Raw genomic sequence first — 13,980 nt, forward strand, 5'->3', positions numbered from 1 at the left:
GACCGTCACTTTATCGTTTCGTTCGGGTAGACGCCCCAGAGCGCGGTCTGCCTGACGAAGCCGCTCAGATCGTGACCTGGCACCTCGACGTCGCACCAGCTGCCGTCGCAGGTGTTGATCGAAAGACGCACGCGCGCGGCGAGCGAAGCCAGCGTGCGAGCGGAGGATCGCGGTTCGGCTCGAAGGCTGACGTTGGACGCGGCCCAGGGGCCGATCGTGGCGGTGCGCTTGCCCGATAGCAGGGCGCGGTGCATCCAGCCCGATACGCCGTCGCTGTCGCGTACCTGGCGCCAGTTGCCATATTCCTCGATGATCTCCAGCGGCAGGCCGGGAACGCGGTAGATCCAGGCGATGCCGTAGTCGAGCGAGGGACCGACGCGCATGCGGGCCTCGCGGGACCGAAGGGATACGAAGCGAGGAACCGTCAAGCCGCTCTCACGCCCCTTTGGTTCCTGATCGGTCCGCGCCGGGGGCTCTACGCTCGCCGGCGATTGCTGGCTGGCCGCCATGGACGGGCCCGTCAGCGCGATGCCGAGGAAGCAGAGCGCCAGCGTTTTCTTCCAGCCCGTGCCCCAAGCTTGGCCGAGGTGTCGGGCAAGGGGACCGGAGGCCGGTCCCGCCCGTTCCAGTCTTGCGCGGGGCATGCTCAGTTGCACTGGGCCATGCGCTTCAGCGCGGCGGTAACGCCGTTCAGGGAGTAGGTGTAGCTGGTGGCGGTGCCGCGGCGCGAGATGGCGTCGACGGTCATGTCGCTGCCGCCGCGCATGGACTGGATCAGCTCCGGCTCCTTGCTTTCCTCCAGCACCCAGGCGGAATTGTCCTTGGTGAACATGGCGAATTCCTTGTCGCCGATCTGGACCTTGGCGCGCGAGCCGGACTTCAGCTCGTAGCCCATGATCGCCTGCGGTTCGTAGTTGGTGCCGCGGCCGGGCGCGCGACCGACCACGAAGTAGTTGCGGCCGTGTTCGACGGCCGCGGGCTGCATGGTCTTCGGCACCGTCAGAATATAGCAGACCGTCTTGCCCGAGCGGTCGTAGGAATAGACGCCCCAATCGTCGAACTGCTTGACCATGGATGGCTGCGCATGAGCCGTGATCGCGCCCGCGAGCGTGCCTGCGAGTGCGATGGAGAGCGAAAGGGCTTGTCTTTTCATGGGTCGTTTTCCCGCCGAGAGTGTGAGTTAGGCTGGCCTTGAGGCAGACCGGCTGGGTTAGCGAGGGCATTGACGGGCGGTAGCGTTACCGCTTCCTTAAAAACGGCCCGCGGTTCACAGAGTTGTGAACCGCTTTGATCCGGATCTGGACGGACCTCACAGGAAAGCGGCGATCGGCGCCGGGCCGCTTCGCTTCAGCCATGCGTCGATCGACAGCGATCCGGCGCCCGATATCGCCAGCACGAACATGCCGCCGGCGATGGCGAAGTCCTTCTCGAAATGCAGGAGTTCGTTGCGGCTGGCGAAGTCCGTGTGAAAGAGCACGGCGGTCAGCAGGCAGAAGACGCCGAGGGCCGTTGCACCCAGCCGCGTTGCCAATCCGGCGGCGACCGAAAGACCGGCGGCGAGCTGCAGCAGGATGACACCGATGGCGACGGGCAGGTCGAGACCGAGCCTGGCGAAGGTTTCGACGGTGGCGCTGAAATCGAGCGCCAGCGTTGCGCCTTCATGCAGGAAGATCGCCGAGAGCAGCAGGCGCCCGGCGAGCAGCATCGTGTTTGCGCCCGCGGATCGGATGAGTGAGCGTTCCATGATCATCTCCTTGTTGAAGCGGGGCGAGCGGCTGGGCCACCCGCCCCGGGGCAGGGGCCCTCAGTTGCCTCCCCGTGCGGCGATCGCTTGCTGCAGGTCCTCGAGCTCCTCGCAGCCCGCCGGGCAAAGCTGCTTCAGCGAAGCGAGCTGTTCGTTCGCCTTGTCCGGCTTGCCGGTTTGCAGGTAGAGCTCGCCGAGATACTCGCGGGCGGCCTTGTGATCCGGCTGCAAATCGAGCGCCTTGGTGTAGTAGGTCAGCGACGTCTCGTAGTCGCCGGTCATGCGCAGCGTGTAGCCGAGCAGATTGTAGACGTCGGCCTGCTGGTTATCCTCGGCGAGGCCGCGCAGTTCGGTGAGAGCCGCCTGATAGTCCTTGGCGGCGATCTTGGCGCGGACGGAGGTGAGGTCCGGGCCATCGCCGGTCTCCATGTTGTCGACCGCGTAGGCGGGCATCGCGGTCAGTGCCGACACGGCGGAGCCGGCCGCGCACAGCGCGTAGAAACCCATGACGCCGAGAACGGCATAGCTGGTGAACGAGCGTTTCATGACTGTTGTCTCCTCAGGCGTCAGGCCTGGCTTGTGGGGGTGAAGGCATAGGCGTTTCCGTCCTTGACGAAGCTGCCGGAGCCGGGGAAGGGGAAGTGCGAGCCGCAGACGGCGATCTTGTCCGCGATGACGCGATCGATCAGCTTGCGGCGGCTGGTGATGGCAAGCGGCCCGTCCTGATCGTAGCTGCCTTGCCATTGCGGATGCGGGGCGAGCAGCGCGGGCACGTACATGATGTCTGCCGAGACCAGCAGCTGGCTGCTTCCGGAATTCACCAGATAGGTCGAATGTCCGGGCGTATGTCCCGGCGCCGAGACCAGTTGGATGCCGGGCGCCACGTCCGCGCCGTCTTCGACCAGCTTCCAATTCTTCCATTTCGGGAAGACCTCGGCGATGCGCTTTCCGGCGGGCTTGCGTCCCTCGGCAAGCTTGTCGACCCGGCCCGGATCGGTCCACCAGTTGTATTCGGCGGAATGGACGACGAGTTCGGCGTTCGGGAAGACCGGCGCGTTCGACCCCTTCTCCATCAGGCCCCAGACGTGGTCGGGATGGAAATGCGAGATCATGACCGTGTCGATCTTCCTGTAGTCGATACCGGCGGCGGCCATGTTGCCGGGCAGGTGGGTGGCGTTTGCCTGCCACTGGCCGACGCCCGAGCCGGCGTCCATCATGATCAGCCGTCCGCCGACGTTCAGCACGATCACCGTGAGCGGGATCGGCATGAAATCGGTCGGCAGGTGGGCGTTGGCGAGCGCCTGCCTGGTCTCGTCGACGGACACGCCCCTGATGAAGGCGGGATCGTGCGGCTTGCGCCAGATTCCGTCATAGATGGCGGTCACTTCGATATCGCCGACCTTGTAGCGGTAGAAACCGGTCGACGGCTCATCCGGCGATGCGGCCAAGGCGGGTGCGGCGATTTCGAGCTTCGATGCGAGGCCGAATGCAGCTGCCGCGGCGGCCGAACCGAGCAGCGTACGGCGTGACATTGCGAACATGGGGATGCCTCCTCTGGCTTGTCCATTGTTTCAGCGGGATCGGGATGGGTTCGACGTTCCCGCTGCGGAACTAGACCGGAGTGGCCATGGGCTTATTCCCCGATGCCGCCGGGTTTCTCATCAAGATATTGAAAGTGTTCGCCTATTTTTATCGACGTGGACGCTGCGCGAAAAAATCCCGGCGGGAGGGAATAAAACACGGCCATCGTCGATCTATCCGATAAAGGGCCGCGTTGCCTGCGAGGCGGTCCAGGGATTAGAATCGGCTGGGCTGCAGCCGCGGGGACGTGATGACCCAAGTCAGTATTGCCTACCCCATGCCATCGGACGATCAGCTGGCCGAATCCGTTCTGCGGTGGCGGCGGCGGTCGCGCGCGCTGGCCGGGCGTGCCGGCCGATTGCTCGGCGAGGCTGCTTCCATCCTCATCGGCTATATGGAGATGGCCCGGGACCAAAGGCGGGCTCGCGCCGCCCAGCCGCTGCAGGCCGACCAGACGCTGCGCTTCCAGCAGAACATCCTGCCTCACATGGATGCCGCCTATAATTTCGCACGCTTCCTCAGCCGCGACCGGGATGCGGCGCAGGATATCGTGCAGGATGCCTTCCTGCGCGCCTATCGCAGTTTCGAGACATACAGGGGTGGAGATCCCCGGGCCTGGGTGTTCTCCATCGTCCGCAACTGCCACCTCGCCTGGCAGCAGCAGGGGCGGCGCAAGGCGCGCTTCGAAACGCCGCTCGACAGCGATGCCGGAAGCGAAGGCGCGGCACATGAGATCGCTTCCGATGACGATACGGCGGAGACGGCGATGATCCGCGAGAGCGAATCCTCGCGCGTGCGTCATGTCATCGGCATGCTGCCGGAGGCGATGCGCGAGATCCTGGTGCTGCGCGAGCTGGAGGAGCTGTCCTACAAGCAGATCGCCGACGTGATCGACGTGCCGATCGGCACCGTGATGTCACGCATCGCCCGCGCGCGGCGCGAATTCGGCGAAGCCTGGGATGCATTCGAAAGTCGCGGGGCCGAAAATCGCGGGGCCGAGAATGGCGGGGCGGGGACATGAGCGACGCGCCGAAGCAGGGCTGCGACCAGTGGGGACCGGTGCTGCACGCCTTCATCGATGGCGAACTCGATCTGGTGCGGGCGGCGGAGCTGGAGGCTCATCTTGCCTTGTGCACGGATTGCCGGGAGGAGGTGGAAAGGGTGCGTGGGGCGCGGCAACGGATCGGACGGGAGGGCGTGCGCTTCACGATGCCGGAAGAGGCACGCTTGCAGGTGCTTGATGCGCTGGCGCGCGAGCAGGGCGTGGGCGTACCGGCGCAAAGGTCCGGCGCGGCGGCATCGTCATGGAGCCGCTTCTTCCGCTTCGTGCGTGACTGGAGTTTCGTGCCGTCGCTGGCGGCGCTTGCCGCGAGCGCCATGCTGTTCGTCAACGCGCCGGCGCCCGAGCTCGGCATCCGGGATCAGTTGCTCGCCAGCCATGTGCAGTCGATGCTTGCCGATCACCTCGTCGACGTGCAGACCTCCGACCAGCATACCGTGAAGCCCTGGTTCAACGGCCGCATCGATTTCTCGCCGCCGGTCAATGATCTCGCCAAGGACGGCTTTCCGCTGGTCGGCGGCCGCGTCGATTATGTCGGCGGCAGGGTCGTGGCGGTGCTCGTCTACCGGCGCAACGGCCACGTCATCAATCTCTTCGTCTGGCCGCAGACGGCGGGCAGGCAGACGGACGGCGAACACGACGGCTACAACATGGTCGAATGGTCGGCGAACGGGCTGGTCTTCTGGGCGGTGTCGGATGCCAGCGTCGGCGACCTTTCCGCCTTCCGCTCAAGCTTCATGCGCGCAGCGTCCGGAACGTAAGGCAAGAAAAAGGCGGACCGGAGCCCGCCTTTCGACCATTGTTCGGAGGACAGGTCAGGCCGAGAGCTTGGCCAGCACTTCTTCCGAGACTTCGAAGTTCGAATAGACGTTCTGCACGTCGTCGTCGTCCTCGAGGCTGTCGATCAGCTTCAGCAGCGATTGGGCACGCTCCTCGTCGACCGGCACGTTGTTCTGGGCGCGCCAGACGGCTTTGACGGTTTCGGCTTCGCCGAGCGAGGCTTCCAGCGCCTTGGCGACTTCGCCGAGAGCTTCGAAACCGCAGGTGATGTAGTGGCCGTCCTCGTCGGTCTCGACGTCGTCGGCGCCGGCTTCGATCGCCGCTTCCATCATCTTGTCGGCATCGCCGGCCGCAAGCTTGTAGGTGATTTCGCCGACATGGTCGAAGGAGAAGGATACCGAGCCGGTTTCGCCCAATGCGCCGCCGGCCTTGGTGAAGATCGAGCGGACGTTGGAGGCGGTGCGGTTGCGGTTGTCGGTCAGCGCTTCGACGATGATCGCGGTGCCGCCGGGGCCGTAGCCTTCGTAGCGCACTTCATCGTAGTTCTCGCCATCGGCGCCGGCAGCCTTCTTGATGGCGCGGTCGATGTTGTCCTTCGGCATCGACTGGGCCTTGGCGTTCTGGATCGCCAGGCGCAGGCGGGCGTTCATCGTCGGGTCGGGCAGACCGGCCTTGGCGGCAACGGTGATTTCGCGCGCGAGCTTGGAGAACATTTTCGACCGCACGGCATCCTGACGGCCCTTGCGATGCATGATGTTTTTAAACTGTGAATGGCCAGCCATGGCACCCCTGTTCACGTCTTATTGTTGGGAATGGGCCGCCTTATAAGAGCGAAACGGGGCGCGTTCAAGGGAAAACAGGCGTATCGGACGGCCGCGCCGCCGCCGTGCGCTATCAATCGACGCTGTATCCGTCGCGGTTCGCGAAGAAGCCGTGTCCGCCCTTGCGGCGGCAGGTGAGGCCGGTCTCGGCGGAGGTGCAGGTGAATGGTCCGGCCTTCCAGCGCTCGCCGTAGTTCAGGACGTTGACATCGTCGCAACAGGCGGTGTCGCCCTCCATCTCGAAGATGAAGGCCTTGCCCGAGGCCGACAGGATCAGCCGGATGTATTTCGGCTCGATGCGGTCGCAGCCGAGCTCGGGGCCGCCGTCATCGGGCCTGTACATTTCGGTGCCGCCCTTGGGGATGTAGGTGCAGCCGATGTTTCTGGATGGCGTGACGAAGATGATCTGGCCGTACGCGTCGGGCATGAAGCTGCGGTCGGCGGCGGCGGTCGGCATGGCCGGCGCGAGAGACAGTGCCGCAGCAGCCAAACCCAGCGTGACCAATGCCGCGACGCGCATGACGATCCCCCCTATCCCCACGATACCAGGAGCGTAGCATCAGTTCGCGCCTTGGGGAACAAAGCCCGCGAGATGACGTTTCAAACACGGACCATTCGAAACGGAAGGAAGCGCTATGGCTAGTTTCAACGAGGCGCGGGAGCACCCGGCACGCCAGCTCTGGGATCAGGTCAACAACATTCATGCCGGCATGCTTGGTGTCGATGGCACCGACATGCACATGCAGCCCATGGCGCCGAACGCCGACCCCAAGACCAATACGATCTGGTTCTACACCAAGTCGGACGCGGAGATCGTGCGGGCGATCAAGCCCGGAACGCGCGCGCGTTTCTGCGTTGTCGGCAAGGATCACGACTATCATGCCTGCCTCGCCGGCAAGATCGAGGTTCGCCAGGATGCTTCGAAGATCGAGGAATACTGGAACTCGGTGGTGGCCGCCTGGTACGAGGACGGCAAGAAGGACCCGAAACTGACGATGCTCGCCATGCATGTCGACGATGCGGAAATCTGGGTGTCGACCGGCAGCAAGTTGAAATTCGGCTGGGAAATCGCCAAGGCCAATCTCGACGAGGACAAGATGCCCGACGTCGGCGTGCGTCAGCATTTGCAGTTTGCTTGAGGCAGGCTTTGCTGCGAGGTCGATCGAGGCCCGGGAGCTTTGGCTCCTGGGCTTTTTTGTTGCTGGCATGGCCTTGGTCGGCGGGTTTGACGCGTCTGCTGGTATGACGTAGCTTGCGTTGCAACCGGAGGTAAGGTGATGAGCAGTTATGAGCTTTCAGACCCGATCACCATGCGTCTGCCTGCCGATGTGCTCGCGGGGATCGAGCAGATCGCTGGTATTTGTGATCGGAAGAGCAGCTGGGTGTTCGTGCGCGCTCTGAAATCCTATCTCGCGTCGGAAGGCCGGCAAATCATTGAGTTGGATCAGGCACGCAAGGATATCGACGCAGGCCTTGGACATGACCTGGACGACGTGATCGATGAGGTTGATGCCATCGTGAAAGGTCCAGTCGCGTGAAGGTGGCGCCGCTTCTCTCCATGCCGACGAACGAGGCGGAGTATGATCGCCTCGTCGGGCAGCTTGACGAAATCTTTGCCGAGATCGGTGATGACGAGGATCATCCGCTCGCCTTGCTGGCGTCGCGGATCGGCGATCTTGTCGAAGCCTATGACGAAAAGAACCGCCCGATATTCCCGTCGCTCTGAGTGGCCGAGGCACCCCCTCTACTGCATCCCCTTGGCCACATAGATCTGCGGCTTCTTCGGCAGCGTGCGGATCGAGATGTCGATGCTGTTTGAAGGTGCGTAGACGACGTCGAAGTCGGGGCCGAACATCGAGAGGAAGTTGGCCAGCGGTCGTTGCTGGTGCATTGGCAGTATGAGCGACGACCGCAGGCGCTTGATGACGCGGCTCATGCTGTCGGCGCCCATGGTGAGGCCGCCGTCGACGGGCACCATGACGACGTCGAGCCGGCCGATCGCGGTGTATTGGGCGTCGGTCAGTTCATAGTGCAGGTGGCCGAGATGGCCGATACAGAGCCCCGCGACCTCGAAGATGAAGATCGAATTTCCATCCGGCTGCGGCGCGCCGTAGCCGCCCCTGATGTCGGTGGTGACGTTGCGGATGTAGGTGTCGCCGACCATGAGGTCGATCTTGGCCTTTTCTCCCGGCACGTCGCTCCAGCCATGCAGCACTTGTTCGATCGCCGGATCGGGCGTCAGCGTGTAGTGCGAGGAATGAGCGCGGTTCATCGTCGCCACCATCGGCGGCTGCGGTGTCGGGTACCAGCCGCTGTAGTCGGTGGCGATGCTGACGCCGCCGGGCGTCTCGATCAGAAAGGTCGAATGGCCGATATAGGTCAGCGTCACGGTCTCATTGTCCGCCGCGATCGGCACGGCGCCTGAGAAGCTTGCGAATGTCGCCTTGGGAATGGATTGCGCGATCGCCTGGCATTGGCTGACGTTTCGGCGCGCTTCCTGCGCCTGCGCGGTGCCGGGGCTCAACCAGCCGGGCAGCAGGCCCGACAGGATGGTCATTGCGAAGACAAGAAAATGCAGCTTCATGCCACGTCCCCAGCGCTTTCACTGGCAAAAGGATGCGGCAAGGGTCGGCGGCGGTCCAGATCAAATCCCGAAACCGCTGCTCACTTTTCCGTCACTGGCAGGCCATGCCCGGTTTAGCGCCAGAACTCCGGAATGGTCTCCGACAGTCTGGGGCCGAGGCGCAGCGGCGCGATCTTTTCGGCAAGCCCGGTCGCATCCGAGATCTCCACGCCGACGCCGCAGATGGTGGCGGGGCCGGTGGCGGCCTCCATGCGGCCTTTCGGCATCTTCGAGATGAAGCGGTTGAGCGGCTCTTCCTTGTCCATGCCGAGCGAACTGTCATAGTCGCCGCACATGCCGGCATCGGAAAGATAGGCGGTGCCGCCGTTCAGGATCTGGTGGTCGGCGGTGGGCACATGGGTGTGGGTGCCGACGACGAAGGAGGCGCGACCATCGACGAAATGGCCGAAGCACTGCTTCTCGCTGGTGGCTTCGGCGTGGAAGTCGAAGATGATCGCATCGGCCTGTTCCTTCAGCGGGCAGGCGTCGAGAATGGTTTCGGCCGCCTTGAAGGGATCGTCGAGCTCGGGATGCATGAAGACACGACCCATGACGTTGGCGACGAGCACGCGGGCGCCGTTGCGGGCGTAGAACAGGCCGGAGCCGCGACCGGGCGTGCCCTGCGGATAGTTGGCGGGGCGCAGGAACTGGTCGTTGCGGCCGGCGAAGGCGACGGCCTCCTTCTGGTCCCAGACGTGGTTGCCCGTCGTCACCACGTCGGCGCCGGCATTGATGGTCTCGAGAAAGATGTCCTCGGTGATGCCGAAGCCGCCGGCGGCGTTTTCGCCGTTGACGATGACGAAGTCGAGCTTCAGGTCCGATATCAGGCCGGGGAGGCGATCCCAGACCGCCGTGCGTCCCGTCTTGCCGACCATGTCACCCAAAAAAAGCAGTCGCATTGCTATCCAATCCAAGAGGCAAAAAAGCGCAGGCCGCTTTCTGTCAGGATGGCATCCAGGCTTACATCGTGCGGCTCGTCGGGCACATGTGCCACTTCCTGGCAGTCGAATGCAATGCCGATGAGTTTCGGATGCATGCCTTTTTGCCTGATACGGTCGATCGCGCGGTCATAATGGCCGGCGCCGTAGCCGATGCGGTGGCCGCGTCTGTCGAAGGCCGACAGCGGCACCAGCAGGATCTCGGGATCGAGAACCGGCGCGTCGGGGCCGGGACCGGATGTGCCGAAGCCGGTCGAGACCAGCGGCGCGCCATCCACGAGTTCGCGGAAGGCTATCGTCTGTCGGTCGAGAATGGCGGGCACGCACAGTCGCGCGCCGCGTGCGCGAAACCGCGCCATCAGCGGGCGAAGATCGGCTTCCGAGCGGATCGGCAGGAAGCCGGAGATGATCGTGCCTGGTTCGAAGGCAACGGCCTCGCCGGCGTGTTCGGCCATGGCAAGGCTCATCGCGGCCCTGGTCTCCGCGGGAATGGCGTCTCTCAGCGCCAGCCTTTCGGCGCGTATCGCGGCCTTGATGTCTTTCATGTTCATGGTGTCCGCCTTGCTCTTTCGGCGGGACAATAGAACGGACGGCGCGCAATGCAACGCGCGAATGCAAATGCAACGCGCGTATGCGACGTTCGTGCGTCAGGCCGCCGGCTGTGTCGCGAGCGCGTGGATGGTTTCCTCGAAGAGCGGCAGTCCGCCCGGCTGCCAGCCCAGCGCCTGCAGCTTGGTCGTGTCCATCGGCGTCAGCAGCGATTTGTCGGCGGCTACAGGCAGGCGGTTGGCGCAATCGTGCTCCCAGCGGATCGGCTCGAGGATATCCCAGGTGTCGAGCGCGAGATCGGAGACGTTGAAGGTCTCGCCGGAGATGCGACCGGCATCGGCCTCGAGCATGACGCGCACGGCCTTGCCGACATCCTGGCCGTGCACTTCGGTTCCTGCCCGTGCGGGGATCGGCCGGCCGCTCAGATAGTCGCCGAACAGCTTGTCCCATTTGTTGGGACGCAGATTGCCGTAGACGCCGGTAAGCCGCAGGCTGGCTGTCGCGAAGCCGGGGGCGGCCAGATGCGCCAGGCTGCGCTCGGCGTCGAGCTTGGTCTGGCCGTAGAGCGTTTCCGGCTTTTCCTGCGTCGCCTCGGTCAGCGTGGTTCCCGGCGGGTGCTCGCCATAGGCCGCGCGACTGGAGATGAAAATGCAGCGGCGCGTGCCGGCGCGCTTGGCGGCCTCGAACAGGCGCACGGTGCCATCGAGATTGAAGCGCCTGAAGGTCTCGGGATCATCGCCTTCGCCGCCGCGATATTTGCCGGGCGCATGGTGAAATGCGGCATGAACGAAGAAATAGGCGTCGTCGAAGGCCTCGATGTGGTCCTTTTCGGGGTCGAGCGACAGGGGCGCGAAATCGACGGGGCGGGAGAAGGCGCGCGGCAGCGGGGCATGGCGGCCACCGATGATGACCGAATATCCGGCTGCAAGCAGTTCCTCGACGATATAGCGACCGACAAGTCCTGTTCCACCCGATACCAGTACCTTCATGCTGCCCCTTTCGGATTGGCCATGGCCGATATGTCCGGCACGTCCTTGCCCGTATGGAATGCCTGCCACAGGTCGATCAGCGGCCGCAGGCTTTCGGCCTTCGGATGATCCGTTTCCCATGGCTTTTCATACTGGTAGTGCAGGATGGAAATGCTGTTCCAGTCCCAAAGCGCCGGCATGGTAAACCAGACATATTGTAGCATGTTGAAATAAACAGGTAGACCATGCCATTCCGGGAAAAACGCCTGCAGGAAGGTCTGGTCGGTGCGTTTCCACAGGATTTCCGGCTGGTCGAGCCGCTCCAGCATGGCGCTGAATGTTTCGCTCGAAGGCTTGGCGACGAAGACGCCGGAGTTCATGCGGTGAAAATCGGCCAGCGATTCGTAGACATTCGGTGCGGCGGAGAACTCGGGATAGGCGAACAACCGGTCGATATTGCGCAGCACGATGGCATCGGCGTCGATGAAGACACAGGTCGCGTATTCGGTCAGTTCCCAGAGGCGGAGCTTGCAGAAATTGTCGAGCGGCGAGTGGAACAGCGGCTTGCGGCCCTTGGTGAAGGGGGCGGCGGCATGGAGTTTGCCGCGCGCGTGGCGCTCGTTGAAGGCGTCCGACAGCGGCAGATGTTCGACGGGGATGAGGCGGCAGCCGAGGGTGCTCAAGGGTTCGAGGTCAGCGTCGGTCACGCCGCCGGTGTGGAGGACGACGATGTCGGCGGTGGTATGGGTCATGCGCAGCGAGCGGGCGAGCGCGGTGGCACCCATGGCGTAGTCGGCATTGGTGACGAGGGTGACGTAGGCGTTGGGGGAGGTCATCGTGCGTGGGTCTCGGGGAGGGCTGTGAGGGTGGCCTTCGCTTGCCGCTCAGGCCGCTCGGCATGCCTCGCCCCCCTCATCGCCTCGCTGGCGCTCCGGCACTTCTCCCCGTTGGGGAGAAGAGGCAGGTGGTGAGCGTTCTGCGCTATTGCAGGAGCGGTGAGGTTAGACGACGTCGAGCGCGCGCCACGAGTCTCTTCTTCCCAATGGGGAGAAGGTGCCGGCAGGCGGATGAGGGGGCTCCGGGCAGCAACGTCAAAACTATTCCCCTTCACGACACCGACTTCAATCGCTTGCCCTCGGGGTCGTGGTTGATGGTCGGCGCGATGTCCCGTGTCCAGGCCGACACCGCCGGCACGCGGCTGCGGTCGACGCGATAGGCGAACTTCTTCGCGACGTCGACGATCTCGCCCATCAGTCCCGTTTTCAGCGTGATCGGATCGAGGCCGAGATTGCGGAACTTGTCGTTTTTCACGATCAGCTCGTTCTCCGGCGCTTCCTTGCGCGGATTGGGCAACCAGGCGATCTCGGCGCCGGTGAGCTTCGAAATCATCTCGGCGAGGTCGCGGACGCGGTGGGTTTCGGTCATCTGGTTGAAGATCTCGACGCGGGCGCCGCGGGCCGGCGGGTTCTTCAGCGCCAGCTCGATGCAGCGCACGGAATCCTGGATGTGGATGAAGGCGCGGGTCTGGCCGCCGGTGCCGTGGACGGTCAGCGGATAGCCGATCGCGGCCTGGATCAGGAAGCGGTTCAGAACGGTGCCGTAGTCGCCGTCATAATCGAAGCGGTTGACCAACTGCTCGTGCCGGCGGGTCTGTTCGGTGTGGGTGCCCCAGACGATGCCCTGGTGCAGGTCGGTGATCCTGAGGCCGTCGTTTTTGGCGTAGAAATGGAAGAGCGTCTGATCCAGGCACTTGGTCATGTGGTAAATGGAGCCCGGATTGGCGGGGTAAAGGATTTCCTGCCTGACCGTCTCGCCACTGGTCGTCTCGATGCCGACGGGGAGGTAGCCCTCGGGGATGGCGGCGCCGACCGTCGAATAGCCGTAGACGCCCATGGTGCCCAGGTGGATCAGATGCGCGTCGAGCTGCAGTTCGACCAGCGCGTTCAGGAGATTGTGGGTGGCGTTGATGTTGTTGTTGACCGTGTAGTTCTTGTGGCGGTCGCTCTTCATCGAATAGGGCGCGGCGCGCTGCTCGGCGAAATGGATGATGGCGTCGGGACGGTTTTCGGCAAGCCACTTCTTCAGGAGCTCGTAATCCCTGGCGAGATCGATCAGGTTGAAGTGGATGCGGCGGCCGGTCTCGGCGTGCCAGATGCGGGTGCGCTCCTGGATCGAGTCCATCGGGGTGAGCGACTGGACGCCGAGTTCTGTGTCGATCCAGCGTCTGGAGAGGTTGTCGAGGATGTGAACATCGTGGCCGGCGTCCGACAGATGCAATGATGTTGGCCAGCCGATAAATCCATCTCCGCCCATCACCGCAATCTTCATCGTGTCGTCTCCTTGTTGGCCTTCGGTATCGAGGATTACTTAGAAAGCGTGACAATTGTTCAATGCTTGCAAGGCGGAATGTCTTCAGCCAAAGAGGGCGCGCGACTTTGGAGAAAATTATGGCGGACGGTGTGCATTCGATCTCTCATTCGATCTCGGGCGAACTGACGGAAGCGGGCCATCGCCTGCTGCAGCGGGTCTATTACGAGGACACCGACTTCTCCGGTCTCGTCTACCACGCCCGCTATCTGCACTTCCTCGAACGCGGCCGCACCGACTATCTGCGCTGCCTCGGCGTCGAGCAGCGCGAGCTGATCAGCGCCGACGAGGAGGGGCTCGTCTTCGTCGTCCACCGCATGGAGATCGACTTCAAGTCGCCGGCGCGCATGGACGATATCCTGACGGTGACGACGCGCACCGAAAAGGCCGGCGGCGCCAAGATGGTGCTGGCGCAGGAGATCCGCCGCGACGACACGCTCTTGATCGCGGCCAAGGTGATCATCGCCGTCATCAACGCCAGCGGCCGTCCTCGGCGGTTGCCGGAGGGGCTGGCGAAGCAGATGATGATCGAGGTCTGACGTCGGCGGT

At 63.8% G+C, this 13,980-nt stretch carries 19 protein-coding genes; 6 read left to right on the forward strand and 13 right to left on the reverse strand.

The annotated features are described in order from the left end of the window. Positions 1–5 precede the first annotated feature (5 nt). The 5 genes from P3R82_RS29190 to P3R82_RS29210 all read right to left on the reverse strand — a co-directional run bounded on the left by P3R82_RS29190 (position 6) and on the right by P3R82_RS29210 (position 3,285). On the reverse strand, positions 6–644 hold the full coding sequence (locus P3R82_RS29190; protein WP_283196280.1) for an SH3 domain-containing protein: 639 nt from the start codon (positions 642–644) through the stop codon (positions 6–8). A gap of 2 nt (positions 645–646) precedes the next feature. Beyond that, positions 647–1,153, reverse strand: coding sequence for an invasion associated locus B family protein (locus tag P3R82_RS29195; RefSeq protein WP_283196281.1), 507 nt, complete (start codon positions 1,151–1,153; stop codon positions 647–649). 156 nt (positions 1,154–1,309) lie between these two features. Beyond that, positions 1,310–1,744 (reverse strand): DoxX family protein, encoded by a 435-nt coding sequence (locus P3R82_RS29200; protein WP_283196282.1) that lies wholly within the window; start codon positions 1,742–1,744, stop codon positions 1,310–1,312. A gap of 60 nt (positions 1,745–1,804) precedes the next feature. After that, positions 1,805–2,290: a tetratricopeptide repeat protein gene (locus P3R82_RS29205; protein ID WP_283196283.1), complete on the reverse strand. Its 486-nt coding sequence runs from the start codon at positions 2,288–2,290 to the stop codon at positions 1,805–1,807. Positions 2,291–2,310: 20 nt separating this feature from the next. After that, complete coding sequence (locus P3R82_RS29210) at positions 2,311–3,285, reverse strand: MBL fold metallo-hydrolase (protein ID WP_283196284.1); 975 nt, start codon at positions 3,283–3,285, stop codon at positions 2,311–2,313. A gap of 287 nt (positions 3,286–3,572) precedes the next feature. On the opposite strand from P3R82_RS29210, the gene P3R82_RS29215 reads away from it, so the two are divergent. Beyond that, complete coding sequence (locus P3R82_RS29215) at positions 3,573–4,346, forward strand: sigma-70 family RNA polymerase sigma factor (RefSeq protein ID WP_283196285.1); 774 nt, start codon at positions 3,573–3,575, stop codon at positions 4,344–4,346. Beyond that, complete coding sequence (locus tag P3R82_RS29220) at positions 4,343–5,146, forward strand: anti-sigma factor (protein ID WP_283196286.1); 804 nt, start codon at positions 4,343–4,345, stop codon at positions 5,144–5,146. Before P3R82_RS29215 ends, P3R82_RS29220 begins: the two co-directional genes overlap by 4 nt. Positions 5,147–5,200: 54 nt before the next feature. Here the strand turns inward: P3R82_RS29220 and P3R82_RS29225 are convergent, their stop codons facing one another. Together P3R82_RS29225 and P3R82_RS29230 are read right to left on the reverse strand one after the other, a co-directional pair. Further along, complete coding sequence (locus P3R82_RS29225) at positions 5,201–5,947, reverse strand: YebC/PmpR family DNA-binding transcriptional regulator (RefSeq protein ID WP_283196287.1); 747 nt, start codon at positions 5,945–5,947, stop codon at positions 5,201–5,203. A 112-nt stretch (positions 5,948–6,059) separates the two neighbouring features. After that, entirely contained in the window at positions 6,060–6,506 is a 447-nt protein-coding gene (locus P3R82_RS29230; protein ID WP_283196288.1) for a DUF6636 domain-containing protein, read from the reverse strand. Between the two features lie 115 nt (positions 6,507–6,621). Between P3R82_RS29230 and P3R82_RS29235 the strand changes: the two genes are divergently transcribed. The 3 genes from P3R82_RS29235 to P3R82_RS29245 all read left to right on the forward strand — a co-directional run bounded on the left by P3R82_RS29235 (position 6,622) and on the right by P3R82_RS29245 (position 7,712). Then, entirely contained in the window at positions 6,622–7,125 is a 504-nt protein-coding gene (locus P3R82_RS29235) for a pyridoxamine 5'-phosphate oxidase family protein (protein WP_183900473.1), read from the forward strand. 138 nt (positions 7,126–7,263) lie between these two features. Further along, entirely contained in the window at positions 7,264–7,524 is a 261-nt protein-coding gene (locus P3R82_RS29240) for a CopG family transcriptional regulator (protein WP_283196289.1), read from the forward strand. Continuing rightward, positions 7,521–7,712, forward strand: a complete 192-nt coding sequence (locus P3R82_RS29245; RefSeq protein ID WP_283196290.1) for a hypothetical protein — start codon at positions 7,521–7,523, stop codon at positions 7,710–7,712. Before P3R82_RS29240 ends, P3R82_RS29245 begins: the two co-directional genes overlap by 4 nt. Before the next feature lie 18 nt (positions 7,713–7,730). On the opposite strand, the gene P3R82_RS29250 is transcribed toward P3R82_RS29245, so the two are convergent. The 6 genes from P3R82_RS29250 to P3R82_RS29275 form a co-directional block, all read right to left on the reverse strand. Then, positions 7,731–8,570 (reverse strand): MBL fold metallo-hydrolase, encoded by an 840-nt coding sequence (locus P3R82_RS29250; protein ID WP_183900476.1) that lies wholly within the window; start codon positions 8,568–8,570, stop codon positions 7,731–7,733. Between the two features lie 113 nt (positions 8,571–8,683). After that, a complete protein-coding gene (locus tag P3R82_RS29255; protein ID WP_183900477.1) occupies positions 8,684–9,508 on the reverse strand; it encodes a TIGR00282 family metallophosphoesterase in 825 nt (274 codons plus the stop codon). 2 nt (positions 9,509–9,510) lie between these two features. Continuing rightward, positions 9,511–10,098, reverse strand: a complete 588-nt coding sequence (locus P3R82_RS29260) for a 5-formyltetrahydrofolate cyclo-ligase (RefSeq protein WP_283196291.1) — start codon at positions 10,096–10,098, stop codon at positions 9,511–9,513. A 96-nt stretch (positions 10,099–10,194) separates the two neighbouring features. After that, positions 10,195–11,085, reverse strand: coding sequence for an NAD(P)-dependent oxidoreductase (locus tag P3R82_RS29265; RefSeq protein WP_112980024.1), 891 nt, complete (start codon positions 11,083–11,085; stop codon positions 10,195–10,197). Continuing rightward, a complete protein-coding gene (locus P3R82_RS29270) occupies positions 11,082–11,900 on the reverse strand; it encodes a glycosyltransferase (RefSeq protein WP_283196292.1) in 819 nt (272 codons plus the stop codon). The genes P3R82_RS29265 and P3R82_RS29270 overlap by 4 nt, the downstream gene beginning before the upstream one ends. A gap of 271 nt (positions 11,901–12,171) precedes the next feature. Next, on the reverse strand, positions 12,172–13,392 hold the full coding sequence (locus P3R82_RS29275) for an NAD-dependent epimerase/dehydratase family protein (RefSeq protein ID WP_283196293.1): 1,221 nt from the start codon (positions 13,390–13,392) through the stop codon (positions 12,172–12,174). A gap of 119 nt (positions 13,393–13,511) precedes the next feature. Between P3R82_RS29275 and ybgC the strand changes: the two genes are divergently transcribed. Further along, complete coding sequence (gene ybgC, locus P3R82_RS29280) at positions 13,512–13,970, forward strand: tol-pal system-associated acyl-CoA thioesterase (protein WP_283196294.1); 459 nt, start codon at positions 13,512–13,514, stop codon at positions 13,968–13,970. Positions 13,971–13,980: the final 10 nt, after the last annotated feature.

Origin of the sequence: Rhizobium sp. AN80A (assembly GCF_030053015.1) — a bacterium.
In the GTDB taxonomy this organism is placed as follows: domain Bacteria; phylum Pseudomonadota; class Alphaproteobacteria; order Rhizobiales; family Rhizobiaceae; genus Rhizobium; species Rhizobium metallidurans.